Annotated in this window: 21 protein-coding genes and 1 riboswitch; of the genes, 12 read left to right on the top strand and 9 right to left on the bottom strand. The window is 72.4% G+C overall.

All coding sequences use genetic code 11. The features are described from left to right. Nucleotides 1-148 precede the first annotated feature (148 nt). Nucleotides 149-649: a DUF805 domain-containing protein gene (locus tag OVN18_RS07045; RefSeq protein WP_267780014.1), complete on the top strand. Its 501-nt coding sequence runs from the start codon at nt 149-151 to the stop codon at nt 647-649. Nucleotides 650-753: 104 nt separating this feature from the next. Here OVN18_RS07045 and OVN18_RS07040 read toward each other — a convergent pair whose 3' ends face one another. Both OVN18_RS07040 and glyA read right to left on the bottom strand, forming a co-directional pair. Next, entirely contained in the window at nt 754-1,641 is an 888-nt protein-coding gene (locus OVN18_RS07040; RefSeq protein WP_267780013.1) for a bifunctional methylenetetrahydrofolate dehydrogenase/methenyltetrahydrofolate cyclohydrolase, read from the bottom strand. Nucleotides 1,642-1,655: 14 nt separating this feature from the next. Beyond that, nucleotides 1,656-2,930: a serine hydroxymethyltransferase gene (gene glyA, locus OVN18_RS07035; protein WP_267780012.1), complete on the bottom strand. Its 1,275-nt coding sequence runs from the start codon at nt 2,928-2,930 to the stop codon at nt 1,656-1,658. A gap of 52 nt (nt 2,931-2,982) precedes the next feature. Then, a riboswitch (ZMP/ZTP riboswitch) is annotated at nt 2,983-3,066 on the bottom strand. Nucleotides 3,067-3,139: 73 nt separating this feature from the next. On the opposite strand from glyA, the gene OVN18_RS07030 reads away from it, so the two are divergent. After that, complete coding sequence (locus OVN18_RS07030) at nt 3,140-4,339, top strand: low temperature requirement protein A (protein WP_267780011.1); 1,200 nt, start codon at nt 3,140-3,142, stop codon at nt 4,337-4,339. 2 nt (nt 4,340-4,341) lie between these two features. Here OVN18_RS07030 and OVN18_RS07025 read toward each other — a convergent pair whose 3' ends face one another. Beyond that, nucleotides 4,342-5,646, bottom strand: coding sequence for an MFS transporter (locus tag OVN18_RS07025; RefSeq protein ID WP_267780009.1), 1,305 nt, complete (start codon nt 5,644-5,646; stop codon nt 4,342-4,344). A 108-nt stretch (nt 5,647-5,754) separates the two neighbouring features. Between OVN18_RS07025 and OVN18_RS07020 the strand changes: the two genes are divergently transcribed. Genes OVN18_RS07020 through OVN18_RS07005 form a run of 4 tightly spaced genes read left to right on the top strand, consistent with a single transcriptional unit; the run spans nt 5,755 to nt 9,691 of the window. After that, nucleotides 5,755-7,032 carry a low temperature requirement protein A gene (locus OVN18_RS07020; RefSeq protein WP_267780008.1) on the top strand — a complete coding sequence of 426 codons (1,278 nt, stop codon included), beginning with the start codon at nt 5,755-5,757 and terminating at the stop codon, nt 7,030-7,032. 9 nt (nt 7,033-7,041) lie between these two features. Further along, nucleotides 7,042-7,899: a formyltetrahydrofolate deformylase gene (gene purU, locus OVN18_RS07015; protein ID WP_267780006.1), complete on the top strand. Its 858-nt coding sequence runs from the start codon at nt 7,042-7,044 to the stop codon at nt 7,897-7,899. A gap of 8 nt (nt 7,900-7,907) precedes the next feature. After that, nucleotides 7,908-9,068: an N-acetylglucosamine-6-phosphate deacetylase gene (gene nagA, locus OVN18_RS07010; protein WP_267780005.1), complete on the top strand. Its 1,161-nt coding sequence runs from the start codon at nt 7,908-7,910 to the stop codon at nt 9,066-9,068. Beyond that, the gene (locus OVN18_RS07005) at nt 9,065-9,691 is read left to right on the top strand and encodes a DUF1349 domain-containing protein (protein WP_267780004.1); all 627 of its coding nucleotides are present in this window, start codon (nt 9,065-9,067) and stop codon (nt 9,689-9,691) included. The genes nagA and OVN18_RS07005 overlap by 4 nt, the downstream gene beginning before the upstream one ends. A gap of 163 nt (nt 9,692-9,854) precedes the next feature. Here the strand turns inward: OVN18_RS07005 and OVN18_RS07000 are convergent, their stop codons facing one another. Beyond that, a complete protein-coding gene (locus OVN18_RS07000) occupies nt 9,855-13,157 on the bottom strand; it encodes a S8 family serine peptidase (protein WP_267780003.1) in 3,303 nt (1,100 codons plus the stop codon). A 386-nt stretch (nt 13,158-13,543) separates the two neighbouring features. On the opposite strand from OVN18_RS07000, the gene OVN18_RS06995 reads away from it, so the two are divergent. From OVN18_RS06995 to OVN18_RS06980, 4 genes are all read left to right on the top strand, one after another. Further along, nucleotides 13,544-13,984: a hypothetical protein gene (locus tag OVN18_RS06995; RefSeq protein WP_267780002.1), complete on the top strand. Its 441-nt coding sequence runs from the start codon at nt 13,544-13,546 to the stop codon at nt 13,982-13,984. Then, complete coding sequence (locus OVN18_RS06990) at nt 13,968-14,879, top strand: FAD:protein FMN transferase (protein WP_267780001.1); 912 nt, start codon at nt 13,968-13,970, stop codon at nt 14,877-14,879. The genes OVN18_RS06995 and OVN18_RS06990 overlap by 17 nt, the downstream gene beginning before the upstream one ends. Continuing rightward, on the top strand, nt 14,876-16,345 hold the full coding sequence (locus OVN18_RS06985; protein ID WP_267780000.1) for a ferredoxin--NADP reductase: 1,470 nt from the start codon (nt 14,876-14,878) through the stop codon (nt 16,343-16,345). The genes OVN18_RS06990 and OVN18_RS06985 overlap by 4 nt, the downstream gene beginning before the upstream one ends. Before the next feature lie 168 nt (nt 16,346-16,513). Then, complete coding sequence (locus OVN18_RS06980; protein ID WP_267779999.1) at nt 16,514-16,936, top strand: Hsp20/alpha crystallin family protein; 423 nt, start codon at nt 16,514-16,516, stop codon at nt 16,934-16,936. On the opposite strand, the gene OVN18_RS06975 is transcribed toward OVN18_RS06980, so the two are convergent. Together OVN18_RS06975 and OVN18_RS06970 are read right to left on the bottom strand one after the other, a co-directional pair. After that, nucleotides 16,933-18,843: a heavy metal translocating P-type ATPase gene (locus OVN18_RS06975; RefSeq protein WP_267779997.1), complete on the bottom strand. Its 1,911-nt coding sequence runs from the start codon at nt 18,841-18,843 to the stop codon at nt 16,933-16,935. The two genes, OVN18_RS06980 and OVN18_RS06975, sit on opposite strands and share 4 nt — an antisense overlap. A 159-nt stretch (nt 18,844-19,002) precedes the next feature. Further along, complete coding sequence (locus tag OVN18_RS06970; RefSeq protein ID WP_267779995.1) at nt 19,003-20,217, bottom strand: NADP-dependent isocitrate dehydrogenase; 1,215 nt, start codon at nt 20,215-20,217, stop codon at nt 19,003-19,005. Nucleotides 20,218-20,345: 128 nt separating this feature from the next. On the opposite strand from OVN18_RS06970, the gene OVN18_RS06965 reads away from it, so the two are divergent. Further along, on the top strand, nt 20,346-20,798 hold the full coding sequence (locus OVN18_RS06965) for a GNAT family N-acetyltransferase (RefSeq protein WP_267779994.1): 453 nt from the start codon (nt 20,346-20,348) through the stop codon (nt 20,796-20,798). A 23-nt stretch (nt 20,799-20,821) separates the two neighbouring features. Further along, complete coding sequence (locus tag OVN18_RS06960) at nt 20,822-21,181, top strand: MGMT family protein (RefSeq protein ID WP_267779993.1); 360 nt, start codon at nt 20,822-20,824, stop codon at nt 21,179-21,181. 62 nt (nt 21,182-21,243) lie between these two features. Here the strand turns inward: OVN18_RS06960 and OVN18_RS06955 are convergent, their stop codons facing one another. The 3 genes from OVN18_RS06955 to purH all read right to left on the bottom strand — a co-directional run bounded on the left by OVN18_RS06955 (nt 21,244) and on the right by purH (nt 26,857). Then, a complete protein-coding gene (locus OVN18_RS06955; RefSeq protein ID WP_267779992.1) occupies nt 21,244-23,052 on the bottom strand; it encodes an ABC transporter ATP-binding protein in 1,809 nt (602 codons plus the stop codon). Next, nucleotides 23,049-24,980 carry an ABC transporter ATP-binding protein gene (locus OVN18_RS06950; RefSeq protein WP_267779990.1) on the bottom strand — a complete coding sequence of 644 codons (1,932 nt, stop codon included), beginning with the start codon at nt 24,978-24,980 and terminating at the stop codon, nt 23,049-23,051. The genes OVN18_RS06955 and OVN18_RS06950 overlap by 4 nt, the downstream gene beginning before the upstream one ends. 242 nt (nt 24,981-25,222) lie before the next feature. Beyond that, nucleotides 25,223-26,857: a bifunctional phosphoribosylaminoimidazolecarboxamide formyltransferase/IMP cyclohydrolase gene (purH, locus tag OVN18_RS06945; protein WP_267779989.1), complete on the bottom strand. Its 1,635-nt coding sequence runs from the start codon at nt 26,855-26,857 to the stop codon at nt 25,223-25,225. Nucleotides 26,858-26,931: the final 74 nt, after the last annotated feature.

Genomic DNA, 26,931 nt, shown 5'->3' with positions numbered 1-26,931 from the left:
GTCGTCGACGTCAGATCAGCATGTCGGGGTCGACGGTACGCGAGACCGCGCGCGGGCGTCAACCCGCGCCGGGCATCCTGCAGACCACCGGCCTAACCGCGACGAGGGCGCGCGTGCGAACGTGAGCATCGCGCAGTACGATCCCCCCGTGACGACGTCTGTCGAGCTCGATGCCCGCGCACCCCTGCGCGATGCCGGCATCCGCGACTCCCTGCGGCGATTCGTGCAGCACGGTCTGCGGCTGCACGGCCGCGCGGGCCGCAGCGAGTACTGGTGGTGGATGGCCGCCAACCTGAGCGTGCTCGCCCTCACCCTCGGCGTGGTGCCCGCGATCGCCTCGGGCACCGGCGCGATGCCCACCGTGAATCTCGGCCCCTTCGGCATCGCCTCGCCGAGCGGCATCACGTTCCTCTACGGAAGCCCCGACTACACCGCGGACTCGCTCGTGGCGCAGATCTCGATCGCCGTCGCAGCCCTGTGGGCTCTCGCGACCGCCATCCCCGCCGTGACGGTCACGGTGCGACGCCTGCACGATTCGAACCTGTCGGGCTGGTGGGCGCTCCTCGGCCTGCTCGGGGTCGGCAGCATCGCGCTCGCCGTGCTGCTGCTGCGGCGCCCGCGCCTCGCCGGCGCACGCTTCGACGCCTGACCGCAGCACCGCACCGCACCTCGCGACACCGACCGGCGCAGACCCGCCGACCGGCGCCGACCAGCGCAGACCCGCCGACGAGCGCAGACCCGCCGACCAGCGAGCTACCGGATGCCCGCCGCGCGCTCCGCCGTCTCCACCACGTTCGCGAGCAGCAGCGCGCGGGTCATGGGCCCGACGCCGCCCGGGTTCGGCGAGATCCACGACGCGACCTCGGCGACGTCGTCGGCCACGTCGCCCGCGATGCGCGACTCCCCCGTCTCGGCGTCGACGACCCGCGAGACGCCGACGTCGAGCACGATCGCGCCCGGCTTCACGTCGGCCGCCGAGACGATGCCCGGAACCCCGGCCGCGGCGACGATCACGTCGGCGCGACGCAGGTGCGCGGGCAGGTCGCGGGTGCCGGTGTGGGTGAGGGTCACGGTGGCGTTGATCTCGCGCCGGGTCAGCAGTGCGCCGATCGCCCGGCCGACCGTGACGCCGCGGCCGATGACGACGACGTCGAGGCCGTCCCAGGAGAGGCCGTGGCGCTGCGCGAGCTCGATGACGCCGCGCGGCGTGCACGGCAGCGGGGTGTCGATCTCGCGGCTCGCTCGCAGCACGAGCCGGCCGAGGTTCGTCGGGTGCAGTCCGTCGGCGTCCTTCGCGGGGTCGACCCGCTCGAGGATGGCGTCGGTGTCGATGTGCGCAGGCAGAGGCAGCTGCACGATGAAGCCCGTGACGGCGGGGTCGGCGTTGAGGTCGTCGATGACGGCCTCCAGCTCGGCCTGCGTCGTCGACTCCGGCAGGTCGCGGCGGATCGACGCGATGCCGACCTCGGCGCAGTCCTTGTGCTTGCCTCCGACGTACCACCGCGATCCGGGGTCGTCGCCGACGAGCACGGTCGCGAGTCCGGGGACGACGCCGTGCTCGGCGAGCACCCGGACTCGCTCGGTCAGCTCGGCCTTGATCGTGCGGGCGGTGGCGGTTCCGTCGAGGCGCTGGGCGGGCATCCCGGAGCCCCCGCTCACAGACCCGGGTACAGGGGGAAGGCGTCGGCGAGCGCCGAGACGCGACCGCGCAGGGCGGCGACGTCGGGGCTCGGCATGAGCGTGCGCGCGATGATGTCGGCCACCTCGGTGAACTGCTCCTCGCCGAAGCCGCGGGTCGCGAGCGCGGGGGTGCCGATGCGCACGCCGCTCGTCACCATCGGCGGGCGCGGGTCGAAGGGCACGCCGTTGCGGTTGACGGTGATGCCAACCTCGTGCAGCAGGTCCTCCGCCTCGAGGCCGTTGAGCGGCGAGGTGCGCAGGTCGACGAGGGCGAGGTGCACGTCGGTGCCGCCGGTGAGCACGTTGACGCCGGCCGCGATCGCGTCGTCCTGCGTGAGGCGGTCGGCGAGGATGCGCGCACCGGCGATCGTGCGCTCCTGGCGCTCCACGAACTCCGGCAGCGCCGCGAGCTTGAACGCCACGGCCTTCGCCGCGATGACGTGCATGAGCGGCCCGCCCTGCTGGCCCGGGAACACGGCAGAGTTGAGCTTCTTGAACAGCGACTCGTCGTTGCTGAGGATGATGCCCGAGCGCGGGCCGGCGAGGGTCTTGTGCACGGTCGAGCTCACGACGTGGGCGTGGGGCAGCGGCGAGGGGTGCAGCCCCGCGGCGACGAGGCCGGCGAAGTGCGCCATGTCGACCCAGAGCTTGGCGCCGACCTCGTCGGCGATGGCGCGGAAGGCGGCGAAGTCGAGCTGGCGCGAGTAGGCCGACCAGCCGGCGATGATGACGGTCGGCTTGACCTCGAGCGCCTTCGCGCGCACGACGTCCATGTCGACGAGCATCGTCTCGGGGTCGACGCCGTAGCTCGTGGCGTTGTAGACCTTGCCCGAGAAGTTGAGCTTCATGCCGTGGGTGAGGTGGCCGCCGTGGGCGAGCTCGAGGCCGAGGATGGTGTCGCCCGGCTGCGCGAGGGCGTGCAGCACGGCCGCGCTCGCCGAGGCGCCCGAGTGGGGCTGCACGTTGGCGAACTGGGCGCCGAAGAGGCTCTTGGCCCGCTCGATGGCGAGGTTCTCGGCGATGTCGACGAACTCGCAGCCGCCGTAGTAGCGCTTGCCGGGGTAGCCCTCGGCGTACTTGTTGGTGAGCACCGAGCCCTGCGCCTCGAGGATGGCGCGCGAGACGAAGTTCTCGCTGGCGATCATCTCGAGGGTGCTGCGCTGGCGCCCGAGCTCCTGCTCGAGCACGGCGGCGATCTCGGGGTCGACGTCGATGAGCGCGTCGTTGAAGGAACTGGGAAGGCTGGACACGGGATGCTCCTCAGGTAACGTGCGGGCGCCGGGCGCCGCGCGGGTGAAGTGGACGAGCAGCCCAGGCGGACGGCGGCTCACCGTGTCGGTCGCTCCCTGATGGTGCCCCATCTCAACGCCAGTCGCGACGGTGCCCAGTGTACGCGCCCGAGCTGACCGCCGCCGAAGAGGACCGCGGCGCTGAGCGGCGCATCTGCGATGATCGCGGCATGACGACCTCGACGGCGCGGTGGGGCATGCGCACCAACGTGATGCGCCCCTCCGATCGCGAGCGCGGCGAGCGGGTGGCCTTCGTCGAGCTGTTCTTCGACCTCGTCTTCGTCTTCGCGCTCACGCAGATCAGCGAGGTCGTCGCCGCGGTCTCCTCCCCCCTCGACGGCGTGCGCGCGGCTGTGCTCATCGCCGCGCTGTGGTGGCTGTGGATGAACACCACCTGGGTGACCAACTGGCTCGATCCGGCGCGGATGCCCGTGCGCATCGCCGTCGTCGTGCTCGCCTTCGCCGGGCTCGTCGTCTCGACCTCGATCCAGGAGTCGGGCGGGGAGCGCGCGCTCGCCTTCGCCCTCGGCTACGTCGGCCTGCAGGTCGTGCGCTCGATCTTCATGGTCATCGCCACCGTGCGGCACGACGTCGGGGTCGCCGCCGACTTCGCCCGCATCGCCGCCTGGTTCCTCGTCACGGGGACGATGTGGATCGCCGGCGCCCTCGCCGGCGGCGTCGCCCTGGTCGTGCTGTGGGGCGCCGCGGTCGCGGTCGATTACGTGGTGGCCCGCACCGACTACGCCCTGCCGGGGCTCGGCAGGGGCACGATGGAGGGCTGGGACGTCTCGGCGGCGCACGTGGCGGAGCGGGCATCCCTCTTCATCATCATCGCGCTGGGCGAATCGTTCCTCGTCACCGGCTTCGCCTTCGTCGAGGAGGAGTCGAACCCCGCGCGCATCGCCGCGCTCGCGAGCGCGTTCCTCGCGGCGGCCGGCATGTGGTGGCTCTACTTCGATCACGGCGAGCAGCAGGGCGAGGAGCGCGTGGAGCGCTCGGCCCGCTCCGGGGCGATGGCGCGCGCGGCCTACGCCTACGCGCACGTGCCCATCGTGGCGGGCATCATCCTCACCGGCGTGGCCGACAAGACCGTGATCGCGCACCCCGTCGAGATGAGCGCGCTCGCCGTCGTCACCATCCTCGGCGGGCCCGCCCTGTTCCTCCTCGGCTCGGCGGTCTTCCGGCGGATCGTGGGGGCTCCGGGCGCGGGGATCCTGCTCGGCTCGGCGGCGGTCGTCGCGCTGCTGCTGCCGCTCGCGCTCGTCATGCCCGCCTGGGCGCTGTCGCTGGCCTCGACCGGCGTGCTGCTCGGCACGGCCGCCATCGACACCGCGCTGCGCCGTCGCCGCGGCGAGGAGTCGCGCGGCTAACGCTACCGGCCCGCGGGGCGCTGCCGCGGGATGGAGCCCGTCTGCGGCGGTACGGGGATCTCGCTGGTGAACTGCGGCTCGACGTCGCGGTCGCCGCCGACGCTCGCGCGACCGGGCGACGACCGCCGGGCATCCGCCACGACGAGCAGCACCACGCCGAGGCCGATGACGGCCGCCTGCACGAAGGCCAGAGCGGGCACGGGGATGACGTCGAACAGGGCGCCGCCGATGGCCGCCCCGCCGCCGATGCCGACGTTGAAGGCGGTGGTCAGCAGCGCGGCGCCGACGTCGCGCACGCGCGGCGAGGCGGTGTGCAGGAGCCGGGTCTGCAGCAGGGCGGGGATGCCGCCGAAGGCCGCGCCCCACACCAGCAGGCACGCGATGACGACGGCGGGCACGCCCGCGGAGGATCCGATGACGACGACCGCGGCGATGACGACGAGCAGCATGGCGTAGAGACCGCCACGGGGATAGCGGGAACCGACCACGCCGGCGAGCACGAGCCCGACCGCCCCCGCGCCGCCGTAGACGAACAGCAGCGCGCCGACGCTCGCCTCGGGGAAGCCGGCGGAGCCGATGAGGAACGGCGCGATGTAGGTGTAGAAGATGTTCTGCCCGCCGACGACGATCAGCACGAGCAGGCAGATGAACAGCACGCCGGGGAAGCTCGGATCGCGCCGTGCCGGCAGGGGGATCTCGCCCGTCGCGAGCGACTGCCGGTGATCGACCGCGGGCAGGAACCTCACGATCATGACGAGCAGCACGGCGACGACGCCCGCGATGACGAAGAAGGAAGCCCTCCAGCCCACCGCCGTGCCGAGCGCCGTGCCCGCGGGCACGCCGAGCACGAAGGCGGTCGTGCCGCCCGCGCTCGTGACGGCGACGGCGCGGGCGATCTGGTGCTTGGGCACGAGGTAACCGGCGTAGGCGCCGACGACGGCCCAGAAGAGGCCGTGCGAGACGCCGCCGAGCACGCGGGCGGCGACCAGCCAGGCGTAGCTGGGGGCGAGCGCGGCGGCCACGTTGGCGAGCGCGAAGAGGATGAGCACGACGATGACGAGGTGCTTGCGGTCGAACCGACGGGTGAGGGCGGCGAGCGGCGCGGTCGTGACGACGACGGTGCCGGCGAAGATCGTGACGAGCAGGCCGACCTGCGCCTCGGTGACGTCGAGGTCGGCGGCGATCTGCGGCAGCAGGCCCGTGGGCAGGAACTCGCTCGTGACGCAGACGAAGATCGCCGTCGCGAGGGTGATGAGGCCGAGCCAGGGGAAGGGGCGATCGGCGGGGGTGGGAGCGGGGTGGGTCATGGCGGAGCGGGTCTTTCGCGGCCAGCGGAACGCTCTGGCGGTCACGGGGGTGCCCGAGCCGGGCATCCGGTTCTACGCTATCGCCACACGATCGATGTCAGGAGCCCGATGATCGCCGCCATCCCCGTCGCGCGCCTGTTCCGCACCCGCGAGGAGGGCGGCGACCGCGTCGCCTTCGTCGAGCTGTTCTTCGACCTCGTCTTCGTCTTCGCGGTCACCCAGCTCTCGCACCACGTCATCGAGCATCTGACGCCCCTCGGCGTGCTCGAGGGCGTCGTCATGCTCGTCGCCGTCTGGTGGTTGTGGATCTACACCACCTGGGTCACCAACTGGATGAACCCGCAGAAGGGCCCCGTGCGGTGGATGCTCATCACGATGATGCTCGGCGGCCTCGTGCTGAGCACCGCCATCCCCGAGGCCTTCGGCGACCGCGCCGCGCAGTTCGCGATCGCTTACCTCGTGATGCAGGTCGGCCGCACCGTCTTCGTGGCCATCAGCTACGCGGTCTGCGACGATCGCACCAACGCGATGAACCTCGTGCGCATCGCGCTGTGGTTCGTGCTGAGCGCCCCGTTCTGGATCGCGGGCGCTCTGCTCGGCGGGGAGGCCCAGCTGCCGCTGTGGGCGGCGGCGCTCGCGGTCGAGCTGCTGGGGCCGGCGTTCCGGTACTGGATGCCCCGCCTCGGCGTCTCGCCGCCCGAGACCTGGCAGGTCGCCGGCGGGCACATGGCCGAGCGGGCCGGGCTGTTCATGATCATCGCGCTCGGCGAGTCGATCATCATCACGGGCACGCTGTTCAGCCGGTCCGAGCTGACGACGCCCTCCGTGCTGGCCTTCCTCGCCGCCTTCGTCAGCACGATCCTGTTCTGGCTGCTGTACTTCAGCCACGGGGCCGAGCACGGTGCGCGGTTCATCCAGGCCTCCCGCAACACGGGGATCATCGCCCGGCTCACCTACACCTACCTGCACATGGTGCTCGTGGCGGGCATCGTGCTGGTCGCGGTGGGCGACGAGCTCGTGCTCGCGCATCCCGACGACCCGATCGACGGCACGACGCTCGTGATCGTGCTCGCGGCACCCGCCCTCTACCTGCTCGGCAACCTGCTGTTCAAGCGCTCGATCGGGCGGCCGTGGCTGCGCTCGCACCTGCTCGGCATGGCCGCGCTGACCGCGATGTACCTGCTGGCGCCGCTCATCCCCGGTCTCACCGCCCTCGCGGTCACCTGGATCGCGAACGGGGTGCTCGCGCTCGTCGTCCTCATCGACGAGCTCGTGTGGCCGCACGAGGAGGAGGCGGTCTCGGACGAGGAGGAGGCGGAGTTCGACCTGGAAGGGTTCGATCGGCGCGACGCCGAGGAGCAAGGGGCGAGCGGAGTCGGCCAATAGGCTGAGCGGGTGAGCGAGAACCTGAACCACTGGATCGTCACCCTCGTCTGCGCCGACCAGCCCGGCATCGTGCACGCCGTCACCGGCGCGATCGTCCAGGCGCAGGGCAACATCACCGAGCTGCAGCAGTTCTCCGGGCTCGAGTCCGGTCGCTTCTTCCTGCGGCTGCAGACCGAGACCGAGACCGATCACGAGGGCATGGAGCGCGCCCTCTCCCCCATCGTCGAGCGGTACGGGATGAGCTGCCGCATCGATCGCGTCGGGCGCCCGCTGCGCACGCTCGTGCTCGTGTCGAAGGCCGGTCACTGCCTCAACGACCTGCTGTTCCGCCAGCGGGCGGGGCAGCTGCCCGCCGAGATCCCGCTCGTCATGGGCAACCACCCCGACCTCGGCGAGCTCGCGAGCTTCTACGGGGTGCCCTTCGAATCGCATCCCGTCGTCGGCGCCGAGCAGAAGGCCGCCTTCGAGGCGCGCGTGCTCGAGGTCGTCGAGCAGCACGACATCGAGCTCGTCGTGCTCGCCCGGTACATGCAGATCCTCTCCCCCGAGCTGTGCGCGGCGCTCGCCGGCCGCATCATCAACATCCACCACTCGTTCCTGCCCGGCTTCAAGGGTGCGAACCCCTACAAGCAGGCCCATGCCCGCGGTGTGAAGCTCATCGGCGCGACCGCCCATTTCGTCACGAGCGACCTCGACGAGGGGCCGATCATCGAGCAGAACGTCGTGCGGGTCGACCACACGCGCTCGCCCGCCGAGCTGGTCGCCATCGGGCAGGATGAGGAGAGCCGCACGCTCAGCCAGGCCGTGCGCTGGTTCGCGGAGGACCGCGTGCTGCTCGACGGCCAGCGCACCATCATCTTCAAGTAGGAGCGAGAGTGACCACCACCCTGCTCGCGGGCGGCAGCCTGCTCGATGCCGACGGCCGCCGCGACGGCTGGCTGCTGCTCGACGGCGACCGCATCGCCGCCGTCGGCACGGATGCCCCGCCGACCGCCGACGTCGTGCTCGACGTGAGCGGCCGCACCCTCACCCCCGGGTTCATCGACCTGCACGGGCACGGCGGCGGCGGCGCGGCCTTCGACAACGGAGCCGACGAGATCCGCGCGGCGCTCGCGGTGCACCGGCAGCACGGCACCACCCGCTCGGTGATCTCGCTCGTCGCCAACCCGCTCGAGACGATCGTCGCGAGCCTGCGCGCCGTCGCCGAGCTCGCCGCCGCCGACCCGACCATCGTCGGCTCGCACCTCGAGGGACCCTTCCTCGCCGTCGCCCGCCGCGGCGCGCACGCGCAGGAGTACCTCGTCGAGCCCGATCCCGAGCTCATCGCGACCCTGCTCGACGCCGCCGCCGGGTCGCTCGTGCAGGTCACCATCGCCCCCGAGCTGCCTGGCGCCCTCGCGGCGATCGAGCAGCTCGTGGACGCGGGCGTGATTGTCGCGGTCGGGCACACCGAGGCGGGCGAGCACGTGACCCGCGCGGCCTTCGACGCGGGGGCGCGCCTGCTGACCCACGTGTTCAACGCGATGCCGGGCATCCACCACCGCGACCCCGGCCCGATCCCCTCGGCCTTCGACGACGACCGCGTCGCGCTCGAGCTCGTCGCCGACGGCGTGCACGTGCACCCCTCGGTGGTGCAGATGGTGTTCCGCGCCGCGCCCGGTCGGGTCGCGCTCGTCACCGACGCCATGGCGGCCGCGGGCGGGGCCGACGGCTTCTACCGGCTCGGCTCGCTCAACGTCACCGTGCAGAACGGCGTCGCGATGCTCAACGGCACCTCCACCATCGCCGGCTCGACCCTGACGCAGGACGCCGCGCTGCGCACGGCCGTCGAGGTCGCCGGCGTCGACGAGGACGCCGCGGTGCGCGCCCTGACCGCGACGCCGGCCTGCGTGCTCGGCCGCGACGACGAGTGGGGGATGCTCGCCGCGGGCTTCGCCGCCGACGTCGTCGTGCTCGGCTCGGGCTGGCAGGTCGAGAGGGTCTGGGCCGCGGGCGTCGAGGTCGGCCCCTCCGTCGCGAGCGCGGGTGCCGCATGACCGAGTGGACGCGCGGCCGCTGGAGCCGGGAGCCGGTCTCGCACTCGATCGACGCCGACGGCGCCCTCGTCGTCGAGGCCGCGGAGGGCAGCGACTGGTGGCGCGATACCGCCTACGGGTTCCGGCACGAGGACGGGCACGGGCTGCTCGCTCCCTGGGCTCCGGGCACCGCCGTGGAGGTGACCTTCGCGCTCGAGGGCTTCACCGGCGAGTTCGATCAGGCGGGCCTCGTGATCATGGTCGATGAGAGCACCTGGATCAAGGCGGGCGTCGAGCAGAGCGACGGGCACCCGCAGCTCGGCGCCGTCGTCACCGTGGGCGCGAGCGACTGGTCGACGGGGCGCGTCGACGACTGGACGGGGCGGGCGGTCACGGTGCGGGCATCCCGCATCGCCGACGCCGTCGTGATCCGCGCGCGCGCCCGCCCCCTCGGCGGGGAGGCGACGGAGCCCGCGGCCGGAGAGGACGAGTGGCGGCTGGTGCGCGTCGCCCGGTTCCCGCACGAGGATGCCCTGATCGGGCCCATGCTGTGCGGCCCCACCCGCGCGGGATTCACCGTGCGGTTCCTCGACTGGCGCGAGACCGCGCCCGACGCCGAGCTGCACGCTCCCCCGCCCGCCTGAGTCGTCCGGCGTGCGGCGCCGGCCGGGCCCGCGGCCGGCGGCGCTCGCTCCGCGCAGCGCAGCGGCCCGCATCCCCCTGAACAAGGATGCGGGCCGCTGCCGTGCGCGACGGGTCGGGAAGACGATCCCGACCCGTCGCCGTCCTGCGAGAGGGTCGCGGCGATCAGTCGATCACGCGCTCACCGCCCTTGGGCTTGCCGGGCTTGCCCGGCTTGGCGACCTCGACGCCCTCGCTGGTGGCGGTGCCGTCGGGCAGGCCGTCCTTCGAGGCGGTCACCACGACGGTGATGACGTCGCCCTTGTCCTTGCCCGTCACCTTGTAGGTGGCGTCGGTCGCGCGGCGGATGTCCTCGCCGTTCGCCTGCCACTGGTAGGTGAAGGTCAGGCCCTCCACGTCCCACTCGCCGGGGTCGGCGGTGAGGGTGCGGCCGGGCTTCGCCTCGCCGCTGATGGACGGGGCGACCGTCGCCACCGGGGCGACGGGCTCGGCGGGCGCATCGCCCGTCTCGACCTGCACCGTGGTCACGGCACCCGTGTCGCCGTAGCGCACGAGACCGAGGTAGCTGCTCTGCGCGGCCAGGTCGGTCCACGAGGCGGTGACGATCGACTCCTCGCCCTGCACGCCGGCGATCACGGCCGGGTCGAGCGCGAGCGGGGCGCCGCCCTCGACGATCGAGGTGACGGTGGTGTTCCACGCCGTCTCGGTCGCCGCGGCGTAGACGTCGACGATGACGGCGTACTGGCCCGCCTCCGGCTCGACGAGGTCGACCCGCTCATCGGCCGCACCCGTCGCCGACTGCCAGCCCGCGATGGGCGTGCCGGTCTCGTCGAGCAGGTACACGATGAGGTCGAGGTCGGCGGTGTCGTCGAACGAGTCGACGTCGAACCGCGTGAACGCCGATCCCTCCGGCACGGTCACCGTGTACTCGGCGAAGTCGCCCGTGATGCCCGAGCCGGAGTTGTCCGCCTCGGCGTCCTCCGCGTTCGGCAGGCGCTCACCGAGCGAGAGTCCCGTGGTCGACAGGGCGATGTCGCCCGTGCCGCCCGGCGTCACCGCGATGTCGACGGAACCGGTCGTGCCCTCGCCCTCGACCGAGGCCGGGGCCACGATCGTGACGGGCTGCACGACGATGGGGCTGCGCACGGTCGTCTCACGCGAGGTCCAGGTGAGCGAGCCCGAGGCGTAGGCGTCGAGCGGAGCATCCGTGCGCGAGAAGGTCACGGTGAAGCTCTGCGACTCGCCCGCCGCACCGAAGGTGAGCGTCGAGGGCTCGACGGTCGCCTCGATGCCTTCGAGGCCCTGGATGCTGGCCTCGAAGGTGCCGGCCTGCGTGGCCGTCACCGTACGGGTGACCTGCTCGGGCGCGGTCAGCGTGCCGACCGCGATCGAGGCGAGGTTGAGGTCGCTGCCGTCGATCGGCTCCACGCCGGCGTCGTAACCGATGCCCTGCAGGTAGCCGAGCCAGTCGGGCACGCCGTTGAGGTAGACCAGGCCAGGCTCGAAGAAGCGGGTCGGGTCGGCGTGGCCGGCGCCCTGCGTGAAGGGGTCGGTCACGGTCGAGCCGTCGGCGGCGAGCGTGTCGTACGCCGTCGTCATGATGGCCGACTTGATCTCGGCGGGCGTCGCGTTCGGGCGCTCACCGAGGTACAGGGCGGCGAGACCCGCGATGTGCGGGGCCGCCATCGAGGTGCCGCTGAGGAAGCCGTACTGCGACTCCTCGCCCTCGCGGTTCGAGATCGCCGCGAGGATCGAGACGCCGGGCGCCGCGATGTCGGGCTTGAGGATGTCGCTGCCGTCGGCGAGCACCGGGCCGCGCGACGAGAAGCCGGCCACCTGGGGCACCGGGGTCACGACGTCGGTCGAGTTGCCGGCGGTGAGGGTCGCCGTGGCGCCCTCCGTCGCGGCGTAGGCCGTGACGGCGGCGTAGTACGCCGCGTCGAGGTGCACGGTCGGCACGGTGTGCGTGTCGGTGTCGACCGAGCCGGGCGTCACGTTGACGAGCACCATGCCGGCGCCGCCCACGCGGGCGACCTCGGCCGACTTCGCGACGCGGTCGTAGACGCCGCGCTCGCAGAGCACGATGTCGCCCTCCTCGACGAGAGCCGGGTCGAGCGTGCCCGGGCCGCAGAGCTGCGGGTCGGGCGCGCCGGCCGCCGCGAGGCTGCGCGACGGCACGAGGGGTCCGGTGAGCGGCTCGGCGCCCTCCGACATGTCGACGGTGATGGATGCGCCCGCGAAGGCCTGCCCGTCGCCGAGCGTGACCGTGCCCTGGTAGGCGGGGATGGTGCTCGCGGCGACCGTCGTGATCCACGGGCTCGCGTTGTCGAGCGTGGAGGCGCCGGGGCCCGAGTTGCCGGCCGAGGCGGCCACGAACACGCCCGCCGCCGCGGCGCCGAGGAAGGCGTCATCGATCGGCGAGTAGGTGGTCGTGGCGGCGCCGCCGCCGATGGAGTAGTTGATGACGTCGACGCCGTCGAGCACGGCCTGGTCGATGCCGGCGAGCAGGTCGCTCGTCGCGCATCCGTCATCGGTGGTGGCCGCGGCGTCGGGTCCGTTCCAGCAGACCTTGTACGCGGCGATCTTGGCGGCGGGGGCGACGCCCGAGATCGGGCCGAAGTCGATGCCGCTCACGGTCGTGTCGACGCGGTGGTTGCCCGCCGCGGTGCCGCCCGTGTGCGAGCCGTGCGCGTCGCCGTCGCGCGGCGAGAGGAACTCGCCGGGGCCGGTGGAGGCGTCGCCGATGTTGCCGGCGCCGAATCCGTCGACGAAGTAGCGCGCACCGATGATCTTGGTCGAGCAGTCGTCGGCGGTGAACTGGACGCCCTCGACGCACGTGCTCGTGAACGTGCCGCCGTCGCTCTTCTCGAAGATGATGCTGTCGCCGTCGCGGTACGGCGCGGCACCGGGCTCGGTGCCGAGCGGCTCGCCCGCGAAGGACGGGTTCTCGGGGGCGATGCCGGTGTCGAGGATTCCGACGACGACGCCCTCGCCGGCGGTCTCGGCGCCTCCGACGGCCTCCCAGACGCCGCCCGGGCCGTCGAGGCCCAGGAACTCGGTGCCGGTCTCGGCCTGGATCTGCTTGAGCTCGTCGGGCGCGATCTGCAGCACCTCGCGGCTCGTCGCCAGCTGCGCGGCCTGCTCGGCGCTGAGCTCGGCGGCGAAGGCGTTGATGGCCACGGTGTACGAGGAGTCGATCGTGACGTCGACCTCCGCGGCGACCTCCTGCTGCTTCTGCTGCAGGTGCGCGCGGTAGTCGACGACGGGGGCGCGGCGGGCCTCGAACTGCTCGCCCTCCTCCGGGGCGGTGGCGGGGATGCCCGGCACGCCGCCCTCGTAGGCGGCGACCGCCGGCTCGGCGAGGGTCACGATGTAGCGCCCGGCCTCGAAGTCGATGGCGCCGACCCCGGTTCCCGGAGCGGCGGGGGCCGCGTTCGCGGCGGTGCCCGTCAGCAGGCTCGCCGCCATGAGCGCCGCGGTGGCGGCGGCTGCGGCGGTTCGGGCGAGTGGACGGTGTGGACGGTGCAGTGCCGGCGAGCGGCGATCCCTTAGAGTCACAGCGGTGTGCATCCTTCTCGTGGAGGGTGGGGACGGCCCGAACACGTCGTCGGGCTCGGGTGGTGGCCTCACTGTAAGCCCCCCAAAAGCGGGTAGACAACCCTTTCTGTTTCCGACGTGTGAACTCTGCGGCGCCCCGCTCATCGGCGGCTCTCACGCGCCGTGCAGCAATCGCTCCCGTCGAGTACAGCGAATACCCACCGGGCATGGGGATGCTGGTCTCGTCGCCCTCGTTCCCGGCGGCTCCGCCGCTCGGCTCGACGCCTGAAACCCGCACCCACCATCCGGAAGACTCCATGACCTCTCGAGCCCGCCCCTCGTCTACCCCCGTCGCCCTGGCCGGGGCATCCCTCGCCCTGCTTGGCACGCTCGCCGGCTGCGCGACCGCCGGTGACGCCGCCGCCGACGTGCCCTCGGGCCCGGCCGACACCTCGGCCGAGTACACCGACGGCGAGTACAGCGCGAGCGGCTCGTACCAGTCGCCCAACGGCACCGAGTCGGTCGTCGTGCAGCTCTCCCTCGAGGGCGACGTGGTGACCGCCGTCTCCGTGACCCCCGGCGGCAGCAACTCGACCACGCAGTACTACCAGGACCAGTTCGTCGGCGGTATCGAGGCCGAGGTCGTCGGCAAGGACATCGACGAACTGCGGGTCACCCGGGTCGCCGGCTCCTCGCTCACGAGCGGCGGGTTCCGCGAGGCCCTCGAGACGATCAAGGCGGATGCCCTCGTCGGCTGAGGTCTCGGCCCCGGCCGATGCGGCCTGGACGTTCGAGGCGATCGGCGTCCCCTGGTCGATCGAGGCGCCCGGCGGCATCCCGGTCGAGGCCCGCGCCGCGGTCGATCGGCGCATCGCGCGCTTCGACCGCGACTGGTCGCGCTTCCGCGACGACTCCCTCGTCGCCCGCATCGCCGCCGCTCCCGGCTCCTGGCCGCTCCCCCGGGATGCCGCACCGCTGCTCGGCCTGTACGAGCAGCTCTACGCGCTCACCGGCGGTCGCCTGAGCCCGCTCGTCGGAGCCTCGCTCGAGCGGCTCGGGTACGACGCCGCCTACCGGCTCGAGCCCTCCGGTCCGCCGCTCGCGGCGCCCGTGTGGGAGGACGCCCTCACGCTCGTGCGCTCGGCCGACGGCGATCTGCGCCTCGACGCCGTCGCCCCGGTGACCCTCGACGTCGGAGCGGCGGGCAAGGGCCTGCTCGTCGATCTCGTGGGCGAGCTGCTGCTCGAGCACGGGGTGGCCGATCCGGTGGTCGACGCGAGCGGCGACCTGCGGGCATGGGGCGGTACGGGCATCCGCGTCGCCCTGCAGAACCCCGCCAATGCGTCGAAGGCGATCGGCGTCGTCGAGCTCGCCGAGGGCCGCGCCCTGTGCGCGAGCGCCCTCGATCGCCGGCGCTGGGGCGAGGGCCTGCACCACATCGTCGACGCCGTGACGGGCCGCCCGGTCGACGAGGGCGTCATCGGGACGTTCGCCGTCGCCGACTCGGCGCTCGTCGCCGACGGCGCGGCCACGGCGCTGTTCCTCGCCGACCCGCACGCCATCGGCGACCGCCTCGGCGTCGAATGGGTGAGGATGTTCGCGAACGGCTCGATCGAGTCGAGCGCCGATTGGAAGGGTGAGCTGTTCCGATGAGAGCCGCGATCGACGCCGTCACCGGCCGCGTCAGCATGTACCGCCTCACCGTGCTCGCGCTCGCGGCCGTGCTCGTCATGGGCGTCGTGCTCGGTGCCGTCGACGTCATCGGCGTCGACCCGCTCGGGCTGCTCGGCGTCATCGGCGTCGTGCTCGTCGCCACGATCGGCGCGAACGAGATCGCCGCGCGGCTCGCCCGCGTCGTGCCGCACCGCGAGTCGAGCATCATCACGGCGCTCATCATCGCCTGCCTCGTGCCGCCGCAGGCCACGACGATGAGCCTCATCGGGGCGGCCGCCGCCGGCGTCATCGCGGCTCTGTCGAAGTACCTGATCGTCTGGCGCGGGCGCCACATCCTCAACCCGGCGGCGACGGGCGTTCTCGTCGCCGGCTTCTTCGGGCTCACGGTCGGCATCTGGTGGATCGGCACCGCCGCGATGCTCCCCGTCGTCGCGATCGGCGCCCTGCTGCTGCTCGACCGCACGCGGCGGCTCGACGTCGCTGCCGTCTTCCTGGTCATCGCCGTCGCCTCCTACTCCGGTCAGGGCGTCTCCGCGGGCTTTCCCGCGCTCGACGCGCTGCAGAACGCCGTGCTCCTGACGCCCGTGGTGTTCCTGGCGGGCTTCATGCTCAGCGAGCCCCTGACGCTGCCCCCGCGGCGCTGGCAGCAGTGGCTGGTCGCCGCGGTGGCCGGACTGATCATCTACTACCCCTTCGCCATCCCGATCGGCCCCTACGCGCTCATCAACACCCCCGAGCTCGCCCTGGTGGTCGGCAACATCGTCGGCTTCGCCGTCTCGCGTCGCCGCGGCTTCGCGCTGCGCCTCGTCGACTCGCGCCCGCTCTCCGACTCCGCGGTCGAGCTGCGCTTCACCCCCACCCGCCCCGTGCCCTTCGAGGCGGGCCAGTGGCTCGAGCTGCACCTGCCGCACCGCGCCGACGTGCGCGGCACCCGCCGGGTGTTCTCCATCGCCTCGGCCCCTTCCGCCGACCACGTCGCGATCGGCACCCGCATCCTCGCCGAGGGCTCCTCCTTCAAGCGCGAGCTCGCCGCCCTCGAGCCGGGCTCCCTCGTGCGCGCCACCCAGGTGAGCGGCGACTTCGTGCTGCCGGCCGATGCGCGAACGCCGCTCCTGCTCCTCGCCGGTGGCATCGGCGTCACCCCCTTCGCCAGCCAGCTCGCCGAGCTCGCGCACCACGGCCACGAGCGCGACGTCGTCGCCGTCATGGTGCCCTCGAGCCCCGACGAGCACCTGTACCGCGAGACGCTCGAGCAGGCGGGGGCGCGCATCGTCGTGCTCGATCGCGACGAGGTCACGGTGGATGCCCTGCGCGAGCACGTGCCCGATATCCGGCAGCGCCGGGCCTACGTCTCGGGCTCCCCCGCCGTCGTCGCCGCGGGGGCCGCGGCGCTCCGCGCCGCGGGGGCGAAGCGCGTGCGCACGGACTACTTCGCGGGGTACTGAGACCCTCCGATCGCGCCCGGCAGGGCATCCGTTCGCCGTGCGCGAAGGGCGGGGATCTTGCTGGCACTCTCCCGACCCGAGTGCTAGATTATCGCTAGTTGAGTCGCCTCGACTCAACTCTCGGAACCCCGCCCGCGAGGGCGTTCGTCACCCAGGAGGACGATTACCATGTCGATGCTCTTCGACCCGTTCCGCGAGTTCGACCGCATGGCCGGCAGCCTGCTCGACCGGCGCGAGAGCCCGCGTCTCATGCCCATGGATCTCTACCGCGACGGCGACCACTTCGTGCTCAGCGCCGACCTGCCCGGCATCGATCCCGGCTCGGTCGACCTCGATGTCGACGGCCAGCTGCTCACCATCCGTGCCGAGCGCACCCCGCGCTCGAAGGAGGGCGTGCAGTGGCTCACCCGCGAGCGCCCGTCCGGGTCGTTCCTGCGCCAGCTCACCCTCGGCAATGACATCGACACCGAGGCCATCTCGGCGCACTACGAGAACGGCGTGCTCAGCATCATGATCCCCGTGCTCGAGAAGGCGAAGCCGCGCAAGATCAGCATCGCGACCGCGCCCGACCGCGCGGAGGTCTCGGCCTAGGGCCGCAGCACCTCGCTCGCCCGCATCGGCCGCGCCCCGGCGCCCCTCGCCTCGACCCCATCGAGGCCGGGCATCGGGGCGCGGCCCGCGCGCACCGCGCGCAGCGCCCCGAGGATGGCGAGCAGATCGACCAGCTCCTGCAGCAGGGCCCCCGCGACCGCCGGCAGCAGACCGGCCGCCGCCACGAGCATGAGCGCGATCGAGACGGCGATGCCGAGGCCGATGCTCTGCAGCGCGATGCGCACCGTGCGCTGCCCGATGACGACCGCCCACGCGACCCGCGTGAGGTCGTCGACCATGATGACGACGTCGGCCGATTCGCTCGCCGCGGTCGACCCCGTCGCGCCCATCGCGACCCCTACGTCGGCGACCGCGAGCACGGGCGCGTCGTTGACCCCGTCGCCGACCATGATCACGGGCCGCGGCTGCGCCCACCGCACGAGGGCAACCTTGTCCTCGGGCAGGCACTCCGCATGCACCTCGGCGATGCCGAGACCCTCCGCGATCGGTCGGGCGGTCGCCTCGACGTCGCCCGTCAGCATGATGGTGCGCTCGAGACCCGCGCGGCGCAGCGCGGCGAGCGTCCTCGCCGCCTCCGGCCGCACGCCGTCCCGCAGCTCGATCGTGCCGGCGAACACGCCGTCGACGCCCGCGTAGACCACCGCGCGGCCCCTCTCGATCGCCGACCGCCGCACCCCCGTCGCCCGCTGCTCCACGAAGGCGGGCTTGCCCACGACGACGCTCCTGCCGTCGATCGTCGCGGCGACGCCGAAGGTCGCCTCCTCCCGCGCGTCATCGGAGTCCGCCAGCAGCAGCCCCGCTCCCGCCGCCGCATCGCGCAGAGCCGCGGCGAGCACGTGCGAGGAGTACCGCTCCGCTGAGCCGACGAGGCGCAGCAGCTCGTCGGCGCTGACGCCCGGCTCGGGATGCACCCCCACGACCGCCGGATGCCCGGCGGTGAGCGTCCCCGTCTTGTCGAAGGCGACCGTGCGCGCGCGGGCGAGCACCTCGAGCGAGGCCGCGCTCTTCATCACGATCCCTCGCTTGGCCGCGCTGCTCATGCCGCCCATGAAGGCCACGGGGGCGGCGATGAGCAGCGGGCAGGGGGTCGCCACCACGAGCACCTCGGCGAAGCGCACGGGGTCGCCGCTGAGCATCCACGCGACGCCCGCGATGGCGAGCGAGACCGCGGTGAAGGGCACGGCGTAGCGGTCGGCGAGCCGCACGAGGGGGGCGGTGCTGGCGGTGGCCTCGCGCACGAGCTCGACGATGCGCTGGTACTGCGAGTCGGCGGCGACGGCCATCGCGACGACCTCGACGGCCGCCGCCCCGTTGAGCGATCCGCTCAGCACCGCGTCGCCCGCCTGCTTGTCGACCGGCATGCTCTCGCCCGTGAGCGACGACTCGTCGATGCTCGCCGCGGCGCTCACCAGGGCGGAATCGACGGGCACGAGCTCGGCGGGGCGCACGAGCAGACGGTCGCCGACCCGCACCTGATCCGCCGCGATGTCGACGATGCCGCCCGTGCTGTCGATGCGGTGCGCCTGCTGCGGCACGCGCTCGAGCAGCGCCCGCAGCTCGCGCTGGGCGCGCCCCGCGGCGGCGACCTCGAGCGCCTCTCCCCCGGTGAGCATGAGCACGATGATGAGGCTCGCCGCGTACTCGCCGACCGCGACGGTGCTGACGATCGCCGTGACCGCGAGCACGTCGAGACCGAGCCGCCGCGCGAGCAGGCCGCGGATCATGCGCACCGCCTCGACGGCCGCGATCGCGAGGGCGTAGAGGGAGACGCCCCAGCGGGCAGCGGGCTCCAGGCCCACGGCGACGAGCGCGAGGGCGGCCGCTCCGACGACGAGCGTCAGCACCACGAGCGGGACGCGGCGCACGAGCGCGAGCACAGGGGCCATGGCTTCGGTGTACACCCGGGGCGGGGGCGCCGCCAGGGGCGAAGGGCCCGATCGGGCGGGCGCGGCGACGCGGGGCGGTTAACGAGGGGATGCCCGCGACGAGTCGTCGCGGGCATCCCCTCGTTCATGCGGCCGTCGTCGACGACCGCGCGCTCGGCACTAGGCCAGGCGCTGCTGCAGGTTCTCGTCGAGGGCCTCGAGGAAGGCCTCCGTGGTGAGCCACTGCTGGTCGGGGCCGACGAGCAGCGCGAGGTCCTTCGTCATCTTGCCGCTCTCGACGGTCGTGATCACGACGTCCTCGAGGGTCTCGGCGAAGGTGATGAGCGCGGCGTTGCCGTCGAGCTTGCCGCGGTGCATGAGCCCGCGGGTCCAGGCGAAGATCGAGGCGATCGGGTTCGTCGAGGTGGGCTTGCCCTGCTGGTGCTGGCGGTAGTGGCGGGTCACCGTGCCGTGGGCCGCCTCGGCCTCGACGATCCTGCCGTCGGGCGTCGTGAGCACGCTGGTCATGAGACCGAGCGAGCCGAAGCCCTGGGCCACGGTGTCGCTCTGCACGTCGCCGTCGTAGTTCTTGCAGGCCCAGACGTAGCCGCCCTCCCACTTCATCGCGCTCGCGACCATGTCGTCGATGAGGCGGTGCTCGTAGGTGATGCCCGCGGCCTCGAACTTGTCCTTGAACTCGGCCTCGTAGATCTCCTGGAACAGATCCTTGAAGCGGCCGTCGTAGGCCTTGAGGATGGTGTTCTTCGTCGAGAGGTAGACGGGGTAGTTGCGCGAGAGGCCGTAGTTCAGCGAGGCGCGCGCGAAGTCGATGATCGAGGCGTCGAGGTTGTACTGCACCTGCGCGATGCCGTCGCCGGGCGACTGGTAGACCTCGAACTTCTGGGCCTCGCCGCCGTCCTTCGGGGTAAACTCGACGGTCAGCGTGCCCTCGCCCTTGAACAGGAAGTCGGTGGCGCGGTACTGGTCGCCGAAAGCGTGGCGGCCGATGATGATCGGCTTGTTCCAGCCGGGCACGAGGCGCGGGATGTTCGAGATGATGATCGGCTCGCGGAAGATCACGCCGCCGAGGATGTTGCGGATCGTGCCATTCGGGCTGCGCCACATCTTCTTGAGGCCGAACTCCTCGACGCGGGCCTCGTCGGGGGTGATGGTGGCGCACTTGACGCCGACGCCGTGCTTCTGGATGGCGTGCGCGGCGTCGATCGTGACCTGGTCGTCGGTCTCGTCGCGGTGCTGGATGCCGAGGTCGTAGTACTCGAGCGTGACGTCGAGGTACGGGTGGATGAGGCGGTCCTTGATGAACTGCCAGATGATGCGGGTCATCTCGTCGCCGTCGAGCTCGACGACCGTTCCTTCGACCTTGATCTTCTGCACGTCGGTCCTTTCTGGTTGCCTCCGCACCGGCGGCGAAGCCCGCAGAAGTCTAGCGGCTCGGCAGAGGTACCTCGACATCGAGATAAATCTCCCACCCCCGTCCGGGGGGATCTGGATAGCCTGTCGTCATGAGCGATCTGAGACTCGAAGAGCTGTCGGCGAAGACCATCGTGGCGGCCAACGGCCTCACGCTGCGCCCCGGGCAGGAGCAGTACGTCACCCCCGTCTCGTACTCGGCCGCCGACGCCTACCTGAACCCGACCACCACCTGGGCCCGCGTCGTGCTGCGCGGCGACGACGTGGTCGGCTTCATCCGCGGCAACTTCGACGCCGAGCACGATCGCCCCGAGTTCCGCGCCTGCATCTGGCGCGTCAACGTCGACGCCACCCGCCAGGGCCAGGGCGTCGGCCGCTTCGCCGTGCACGAGCTCGCCGCCGAGGCCAAGTCGCGCGGCTTCGACGCCATCACCGTCATCTGGGAGACCGGCGACGACGGCCCCGGGGCCTTCTTCCAGCGCCTCGGGTTCCAGGAGGTCGGCGAGACCGAGTACGGCGAGAAGATCGGCTCGCTCGCCATCTGAGCGGCGTCACCGTCCCTCCGTCGATGGATGCCCCGCTGCGGCCGTCCGCCGGCGACGAGCCGGCGCCGCTCGACTTCGGCGGCGCCGTGCTGCTCGTCGTCGCCGAGATCCCTCCCGGCCGCGTCATGACCTACGGAGACGTGGCCGCGGCCCTCGGCTCCCGCGGCGCCCGTGCGGTCGGCCGCGTCATGGCCCTCGAGGGCTCGAGCCTGCCGTGGTGGCGGGTCGTGCGCGCCGACGCGCGCCCTCCCGCCGGCCACGAGGCCGAGGCGCTCGAGCACTACGAGCAGGAGGCCACCCCGCTCCGGTGGACGGGGCCGCGCGGCGAGCCCGACGCGTACCGGCTCGACCTCGCGGCGTGCCGCTGGGCGCCGGCCGACTAGGGCAGCAGGCGGCTCGCGCCGGGCATCCCGCCGCCGGTCGAGGGCGGGATGCCCGACGCAGGTCAGACGAGCGACTCGCGCCAGGCGGCGTGCAGCTGCGCGAACTTGCCCGAGCCGGCGATGAGCTCGGCGGGCGTGCCGTCCTCGATGACGCGGCCGTGCTCCATGACGAGCACGCGGTCGGCGATCGTCACCGTCGAGAGGCGGTGGGCGATGATGACGGCCGTGCGGTCGGCGAGGAGGGTCTGCAGGCCCTGCTGCACGAGGCGCTCGCTCGGGATGTCGAGCGAGGCGGTCGCCTCGTCGAGGATGAGCACGACCGGGTCGGCGAGGAACGCGCGCGCGAAGGAGATCAGCTGCCGCTGGCCGGCCGAGACGCGTCCGCCGCGCTTGTTCACGTCGGTGTCGTAGCCGTCGGGCAGCGCCTCGATGAAGGCGTGCGCGCCGACGGCCTTCGCGGCCCGCACGATCTCGTCGCGGCTCGCCTCGGGCTTGCCGAGCGCGATGTTGTCGGCGACGGTGCCCGAGAACAGGTACGCCTCCTGCGTGACCATGACGATCGCGCGGCGCAGATCCTTCGGGTGCAGCTTGCGCAGGTCGACGCCGTCGAGGGTGACCGCGCCCTCGGTCGGGTCGTAGAAGCGCGCGATGAGCTTCGCGAGCGTCGACTTGCCGGCGCCCGTCGTGCCGACCAGGGCGATGGTCTGCCCGGCCGGGATCTCGAGGTCGAGGTCGGGCAGGATGACCGCGTCCTCGGTGTACTGGAACCGCACCCGGTCGAAGTGCACGGTGCCGCGCGCCTTCCACAGGTCGATCGGCGTCGTCGGGTCGGGCACCGAGGGCTTCTCCTCCAGCACGCCCGAGATCTTCTCCAGGGCGGCGGCGGCCGACTGGTACGAGTTGTAGAACATCGCCATCTCCTCCGCCGGGTCGAAGAAGCGGCGGGTGTAGAGCACGACGGCGAGCAGCGTGCCGAGGGCGAGCCCGCCGTCGATGACGCGGAAGCCGCCGACGAGCAGCACCATCGCGACCGTGACGTTGCCGATGAGAACGAGCCCGGGATCGAAGATGCCGAACAGCTGGATGACCCGGGCGTTGGCGTGCCGGTAGTCCTCGACGTGCTCGCCGAACTGCTCGGCGTTGCGCCCCTCCTTGCGGAAGGCCTTGACCGCGCGGATGCCCGTCATCGTCTCGACGAAGTGCACGATAAGGCGCGCCGAGGCCACGCGCGTCTGCCGGAACAGCGTCTGCGAGCGCACCTGGAACCACCGCGTGAGCGCGATGAGCGGGATGAGCGAGATCGCGAGCACGATGCCGCTCGTCGGATCGAGCAGCACGAGCGCGCCGGCCGTGAACACCATGTAGAGCAGACCCGAGACGAGCTGGTTGAGCCCCGAGTCGAGCAGTTCGCGGATGGAGTCGAGGTCGCTCGTCTGGCGCGCGATGATACGGCCCGAGGTGTACGACTCGTGGAACTCGAGGGAGAGGCGCTGGGTGTGCAGGAAGACGCGCTTGCGCAGATCCAGCAGGATGCTCTGGCTGAGCCGCGCGCTCATCACCGTGTAGGCGGCGATGAGCGCAGCTCCCGCCGCGCCGCTCAGCACGTAGGCGCCGACGATCAGCGAGAGGGGCATCCAGTCGTTGCGATCGAGCAGGGCCGGGAGCCCGCGATCGATGCCGAACGCGATGAGCGCCGGGCCCGCGACGCGCAGCGCCGTGGAGACGACGATGACGATCATCGTCACGATGACCCGGTTCCGGCGCGGGCGCAGCAGCGAGCCGAGCAGCCGCAGCGAGCGGTCGCGGATCTGGCGGCTCTCGTCGCGCGTGAAGTCATCGCGCTCCTCGCCCTGCACTCCGGTGACGCTCATCGGCTGACCTCCCCGTTCCTGCGCTCGATCACGTGGCTCTCCCGCTCGAAGTCCTCCCGGCGGCGCCCCTCCTGCTCGGCGAGCTTCTTCTCGCGGGCGAGGCGCTCGAGCTGCGCGAGCTCCTCGTCCTCGAGGGAGGAGATGACGTAGCGGTAGTGCTCATTGCGCTGCAGCAGCTCGGAGTGCGTGCTGACGTCGGTGATGCGCCCCTCCTGCAGCAGGGCGACCCGGTCGGCCATCTGCACGGTCGACGGGCGGTGCGCGACGATGAGGCCCGTGGTCTTCGCGAGCACGCGGCGCAGCGCCGCCTCGACGAGGGCCTCGGTGTCGACGTCGAGGGCGCTGAGCGGGTCGTCGAGCACGAGCACCGCCGGGTCGGCGGCGACGGCGCGCGCGAGGGCGAGGCGCTGGCGCTGGCCGCCGGAGAGGCTCAGGCCCTCCTCCCCCACCATCGTGTCGACGCCGTTCGGCAGGCTGTGCACGAAGGCGGCCTGGGCGATGTCGAGCGCCTCGGCGAGCACGCGCTCGGCCTCCGCCGCGTCGGCGGGGTCGTCGCTCAGCGTGAGGTCGGGGCGCCCGAGCAGCACGTTGTGGCGCACGCTCGCCGAGAACAGCGTCGCGTCCTCGAAGGCCATGGCGATGTGGCGCCGCAGCTCGGGCCGGCTGAGGTCGCGGATGTCGACGCCGTCGAGCGTCACGCGCCCGCCGGTCACGTCGTACAGGCGCGTCGCGAGCGCCGTCAGCGTCGTCTTGCCGCTGCCGGTGATGCCGACGAGGGCCATCGTCTCGCCCGGCTCCAGGGCGAGGTCGATGTGCGCGAGCGTGGCGGGCTCGGTGAGAGCGGCATCCTGGTACCGGAATTCGACGCCCTCGAAGGCGAGCCGCCCCTCGGGGGCCGCGATCGTCGCGGGGGCCTCGGGGTCGGTGATGGTGTTGACCTCGTCCATGACCTCGAAGAAGCGGTCGGCCGCGGTGCGGGTGTCGAAGGTCATCGAGAGGAGGAAGCCGATCGACTCGATGGGGAAGCGCAGCACCGTGGCGGTGAAGAAGTAGGCGAAGAGCTCGGAGACCTGCAGCTCGCCGGCCGCCGCGAGCGCGACCCCGCCGAAGAGGGCGAGCGCGAAGGTGACGTCGGGCACGAGCACGAGCCAGAACCAGATGCCGCCGATGGCGCGCGCCTTGGCGATCTCGGTGCCCTGCAGCTGCTCGGCCTGGTCGGCGAACTTCAGCAGCGAGTGCTTGCCCCGCCCGAAGGCCTTGAGCACGCGGATGCCGTGCACGCTCTCCTCGACCGCCGTGGCGAGGTCGCCCTGCTGGTCCTGCGCGCGGCGGGCGATGATCGAGTACTTCTTCTCGAACAGGTAGCCGTAGACCCAGAGCGGGATGGAGGTGACGAGGAACAGCAGCCCGAGCCACGGGCTCCAGTAGATGAGCACGCCGAAGCCGATGATGATCGTCACGATGTTGACGACGAGCAGCACGAGACCGAACGAGATCCAGCGGCGGATGAGGTTGAGGTCGCTCACCGCTCGGCTCAGCAGCTGCCCCGACTGCCAGCGGTCGTGGAAGGCGACCGGCAGATCCTGCAGCTGCGCGTAGAGTCCGTTGCGCATGCGCGCCTCGATGAAGGTGCCCGGGGTCAGCACGAACCAGCGCCGCAGCGCGATCATGATCGCCTCGAGCACGCCCAGGGCGAGCACGAGCAGCACCGCGGGCACGATGCCCGAGGAGTCGCCGGACTGCAGCGAGCCCTCGATGAGCACCTGCAGCACGAGCGGGATGGCGAGTGCCACGACGCCGGCGAGCAGGGCGGCGACCATGCCGAGATAGATGCGCGGCATCGCCGGCTTCGCGTACGGGTAGAGCCGCGCGATGGCGCGGAACGTGCTGAGGCGGGGCTTCGGCGCTGCGGTGGTCGACACGATCATTCCTCGGGAGAACGCTTCCCCTCGTGAGGGAGGCTGCGGTGCGGGCGTGCGGTGCGCACGGATGCGAGGCGCCCTGGGGCGCGCCGTGGTGGCGGTGCGGTGGCGGTGCGGGATGCTGCAGCCGGCTCGGCGCAGCCTTTCAGACTAGACCCGGCCGGGTCGCCGTGTCGACCGGCGGTAGCTCCGCGTTCGCTGGACACGAGCGCCGCTCAGGGGCGGGCTCCGGTGCGGATCAGTGGGGATCAGTGGAAGAAGTGGCGCTCGCCCGTGAGGTACATCGTGACGCCGGCGGCCTGCGCGGCGGCGATGACCTCCTCGTCGCGCACCGATCCGCCGGGCTGCACGACGGCGCGCACGCCCGCGTCGAGCAGCACCTGCAGCCCGTCGGCGAAGGGGAAGAACGCGTCGGAGGCGGCCACCGAGCCGGCCGCCCGGGAACCGCCGCGGCTGACCGCGAGGTGGCACGAGTCGACGCGGTTGACCTGCCCCATGCCGACGCCGACCGAGGCCCCGTGGTGCGCGAGCAGGATGGCGTTCGACTTCACGGCCCGGCAGGCGCGCCAGGCGAAGGCGAGGTCGGCGAGCGTCTGCTCGTCGGCCGCCTCGCCCGAGACGAGCTGCCACTCGCCCGCCTCGGCGAAGTGCCGGTCGGGCCGCTGGCCGAGGTAGCCGCCCGAGATCTGACGCAGCTCGAGGTCGACGGGCGCGAAGCCCTCGGGCAGCTGCAGCAGGCGCAGGTTCTTCTTCGCCCGCAGCACCTCGAGCGCCTCGGGCTCGAAGCCCGGGGCCACGACGACCTCGGTGAAGATCGGGGCGATCGACTCGGCGGCGGCGAGGGTGATGACGCCGTTCGCGGCGATGACGCCGCCGAAGGCCGAGACCGGGTCGCAGGCGTGCGCGGCGGCGTGCGCGGCCGCGATCGAGGAGCCGACCGCGATGCCGCAGGGGTTCGCGTGCTTGATGATCGCGACGGCCGGGCCGGAGTGGTCGAAGGCGGCGCGCACGGCGGCGTCGGCGTCGACGTAGTTGTTGTACGACATCTCCTTGCCGTTCAGCTGCACCGCCTGGGCGATGCCCGCGCCGTCCGCGAGCGGGTACAGGGCGGCCGGCTGGTGGCTGTTCTCGCCGTAGCGCAGGTCGGTGGACTTCTCGACGGCCACCTCGATGCGGGCGGGGAGGGCGTCGGCGGGGGCGGCGGCGTCCGTCGCTCCGGCGTCGGCCGCGGCACCCGGGTCGGCCGCGCTCGGCGCGATCGTCTCGGCGAAGTACGCCGCGACGGCGGTGTCGTAGGCCGCGGTGTGCGCGAAGGCCTTCGCGCCGAGCTGCCGGCGCTGGGCGAGCGTCGTGCCGCCGTCGCGCACGGCCGCGGTGAGCATCCCGTAGTCGGCGGGGTCGACGACGATCGCGACGTTCGCGTGGTTCTTGGCCGAGGCGCGCACCATCGCGGGGCCGCCGATGTCGATCTGCTCGACCACCGCGGCGGGCTCGGCGCCGCTCGCGACCGTCTCGACGAAGGGGTACAGGTTGACGACGACGAGCTCGAAGGGCGCGATGCCGAGCTCGGCGAGCTGCCGCTCGTGGTCCTCGAGGCGCAGGTCGGCGAGGATGCCCGCGTGCACGCCCGGGTGCAGGGTCTTGACGCGGCCGTCGAGCGCCTCGCGGAAGCCCGTGACGCTCGCGACCTCGGTGACGGGATGCCCGGCCGCCGCGATCACCGACGCCGTCGACCCGGTCGACACGATCTCGACGCCCGCCTCGGCGAGCGCCGCGGCCAGCTCGAGCAGCCCGGTCTTGTCGCTGACGCTCAGCAGCGCGCGGCGCACCGGCACGACCTCACGGGGGCGGTACAGGGCGGGATCGATGGCGTGGCCGGCCATGGCGGGGCTCCTCGGTGTCGTGGCGTGCGGTGTCGTGGCGTGCGGAAATCGAAAGGGTCGGGGTCTCGAACGGC

The organism is Microcella daejeonensis (genome assembly GCF_026625045.1).
Taxonomy (GTDB): Bacteria; Actinomycetota; Actinomycetes; order Actinomycetales; family Microbacteriaceae; genus Microcella; species Microcella daejeonensis.
This window is presented reverse-complemented; position numbering and strand designations above follow the sequence as displayed.

Excerpts from the sequence above, each read along its gene's own strand:
- OVN18_RS07040 (WP_267780013.1), bottom strand. The coding sequence starts at position 1,641 with ATGCCCGCCCAGCGCCTCGACGGAACCGCCACCGCCCGCACGATCAAG.
- OVN18_RS07030 (WP_267780011.1), top strand. The coding sequence starts at position 3,140 with ATGACGACCTCGACGGCGCGGTGGGGCATGCGCACCAACGTGATGCGC.
- OVN18_RS07025 (WP_267780009.1), bottom strand. The coding sequence starts at position 5,646 with ATGACCCACCCCGCTCCCACCCCCGCCGATCGCCCCTTCCCCTGGCTC.
- OVN18_RS07020 (WP_267780008.1), top strand. The coding sequence starts at position 5,755 with ATGATCGCCGCCATCCCCGTCGCGCGCCTGTTCCGCACCCGCGAGGAG.
- OVN18_RS07005 (WP_267780004.1), top strand. The coding sequence starts at position 9,065 with ATGACCGAGTGGACGCGCGGCCGCTGGAGCCGGGAGCCGGTCTCGCAC.
- OVN18_RS07000 (WP_267780003.1), bottom strand. The coding sequence starts at position 13,157 with ATGGCGGCGAGCCTGCTGACGGGCACCGCCGCGAACGCGGCCCCCGCC.
- OVN18_RS06995 (WP_267780002.1), top strand. The coding sequence starts at position 13,544 with ATGACCTCTCGAGCCCGCCCCTCGTCTACCCCCGTCGCCCTGGCCGGG.
- OVN18_RS06990 (WP_267780001.1), top strand. The coding sequence starts at position 13,968 with ATGCCCTCGTCGGCTGAGGTCTCGGCCCCGGCCGATGCGGCCTGGACG.
- OVN18_RS06985 (WP_267780000.1), top strand. The coding sequence starts at position 14,876 with ATGAGAGCCGCGATCGACGCCGTCACCGGCCGCGTCAGCATGTACCGC.
- OVN18_RS06980 (WP_267779999.1), top strand. The coding sequence starts at position 16,514 with ATGTCGATGCTCTTCGACCCGTTCCGCGAGTTCGACCGCATGGCCGGC.
- OVN18_RS06975 (WP_267779997.1), bottom strand. The coding sequence starts at position 18,843 with ATGGCCCCTGTGCTCGCGCTCGTGCGCCGCGTCCCGCTCGTGGTGCTG.
- OVN18_RS06965 (WP_267779994.1), top strand. The coding sequence starts at position 20,346 with ATGAGCGATCTGAGACTCGAAGAGCTGTCGGCGAAGACCATCGTGGCG.
- OVN18_RS06960 (WP_267779993.1), top strand. The coding sequence starts at position 20,822 with ATGGATGCCCCGCTGCGGCCGTCCGCCGGCGACGAGCCGGCGCCGCTC.
- OVN18_RS06955 (WP_267779992.1), bottom strand. The coding sequence starts at position 23,052 with ATGAGCGTCACCGGAGTGCAGGGCGAGGAGCGCGATGACTTCACGCGC.
- OVN18_RS06950 (WP_267779990.1), bottom strand. The coding sequence starts at position 24,980 with ATGATCGTGTCGACCACCGCAGCGCCGAAGCCCCGCCTCAGCACGTTC.
- purH (WP_267779989.1), bottom strand. The coding sequence starts at position 26,857 with ATGGCCGGCCACGCCATCGATCCCGCCCTGTACCGCCCCCGTGAGGTC.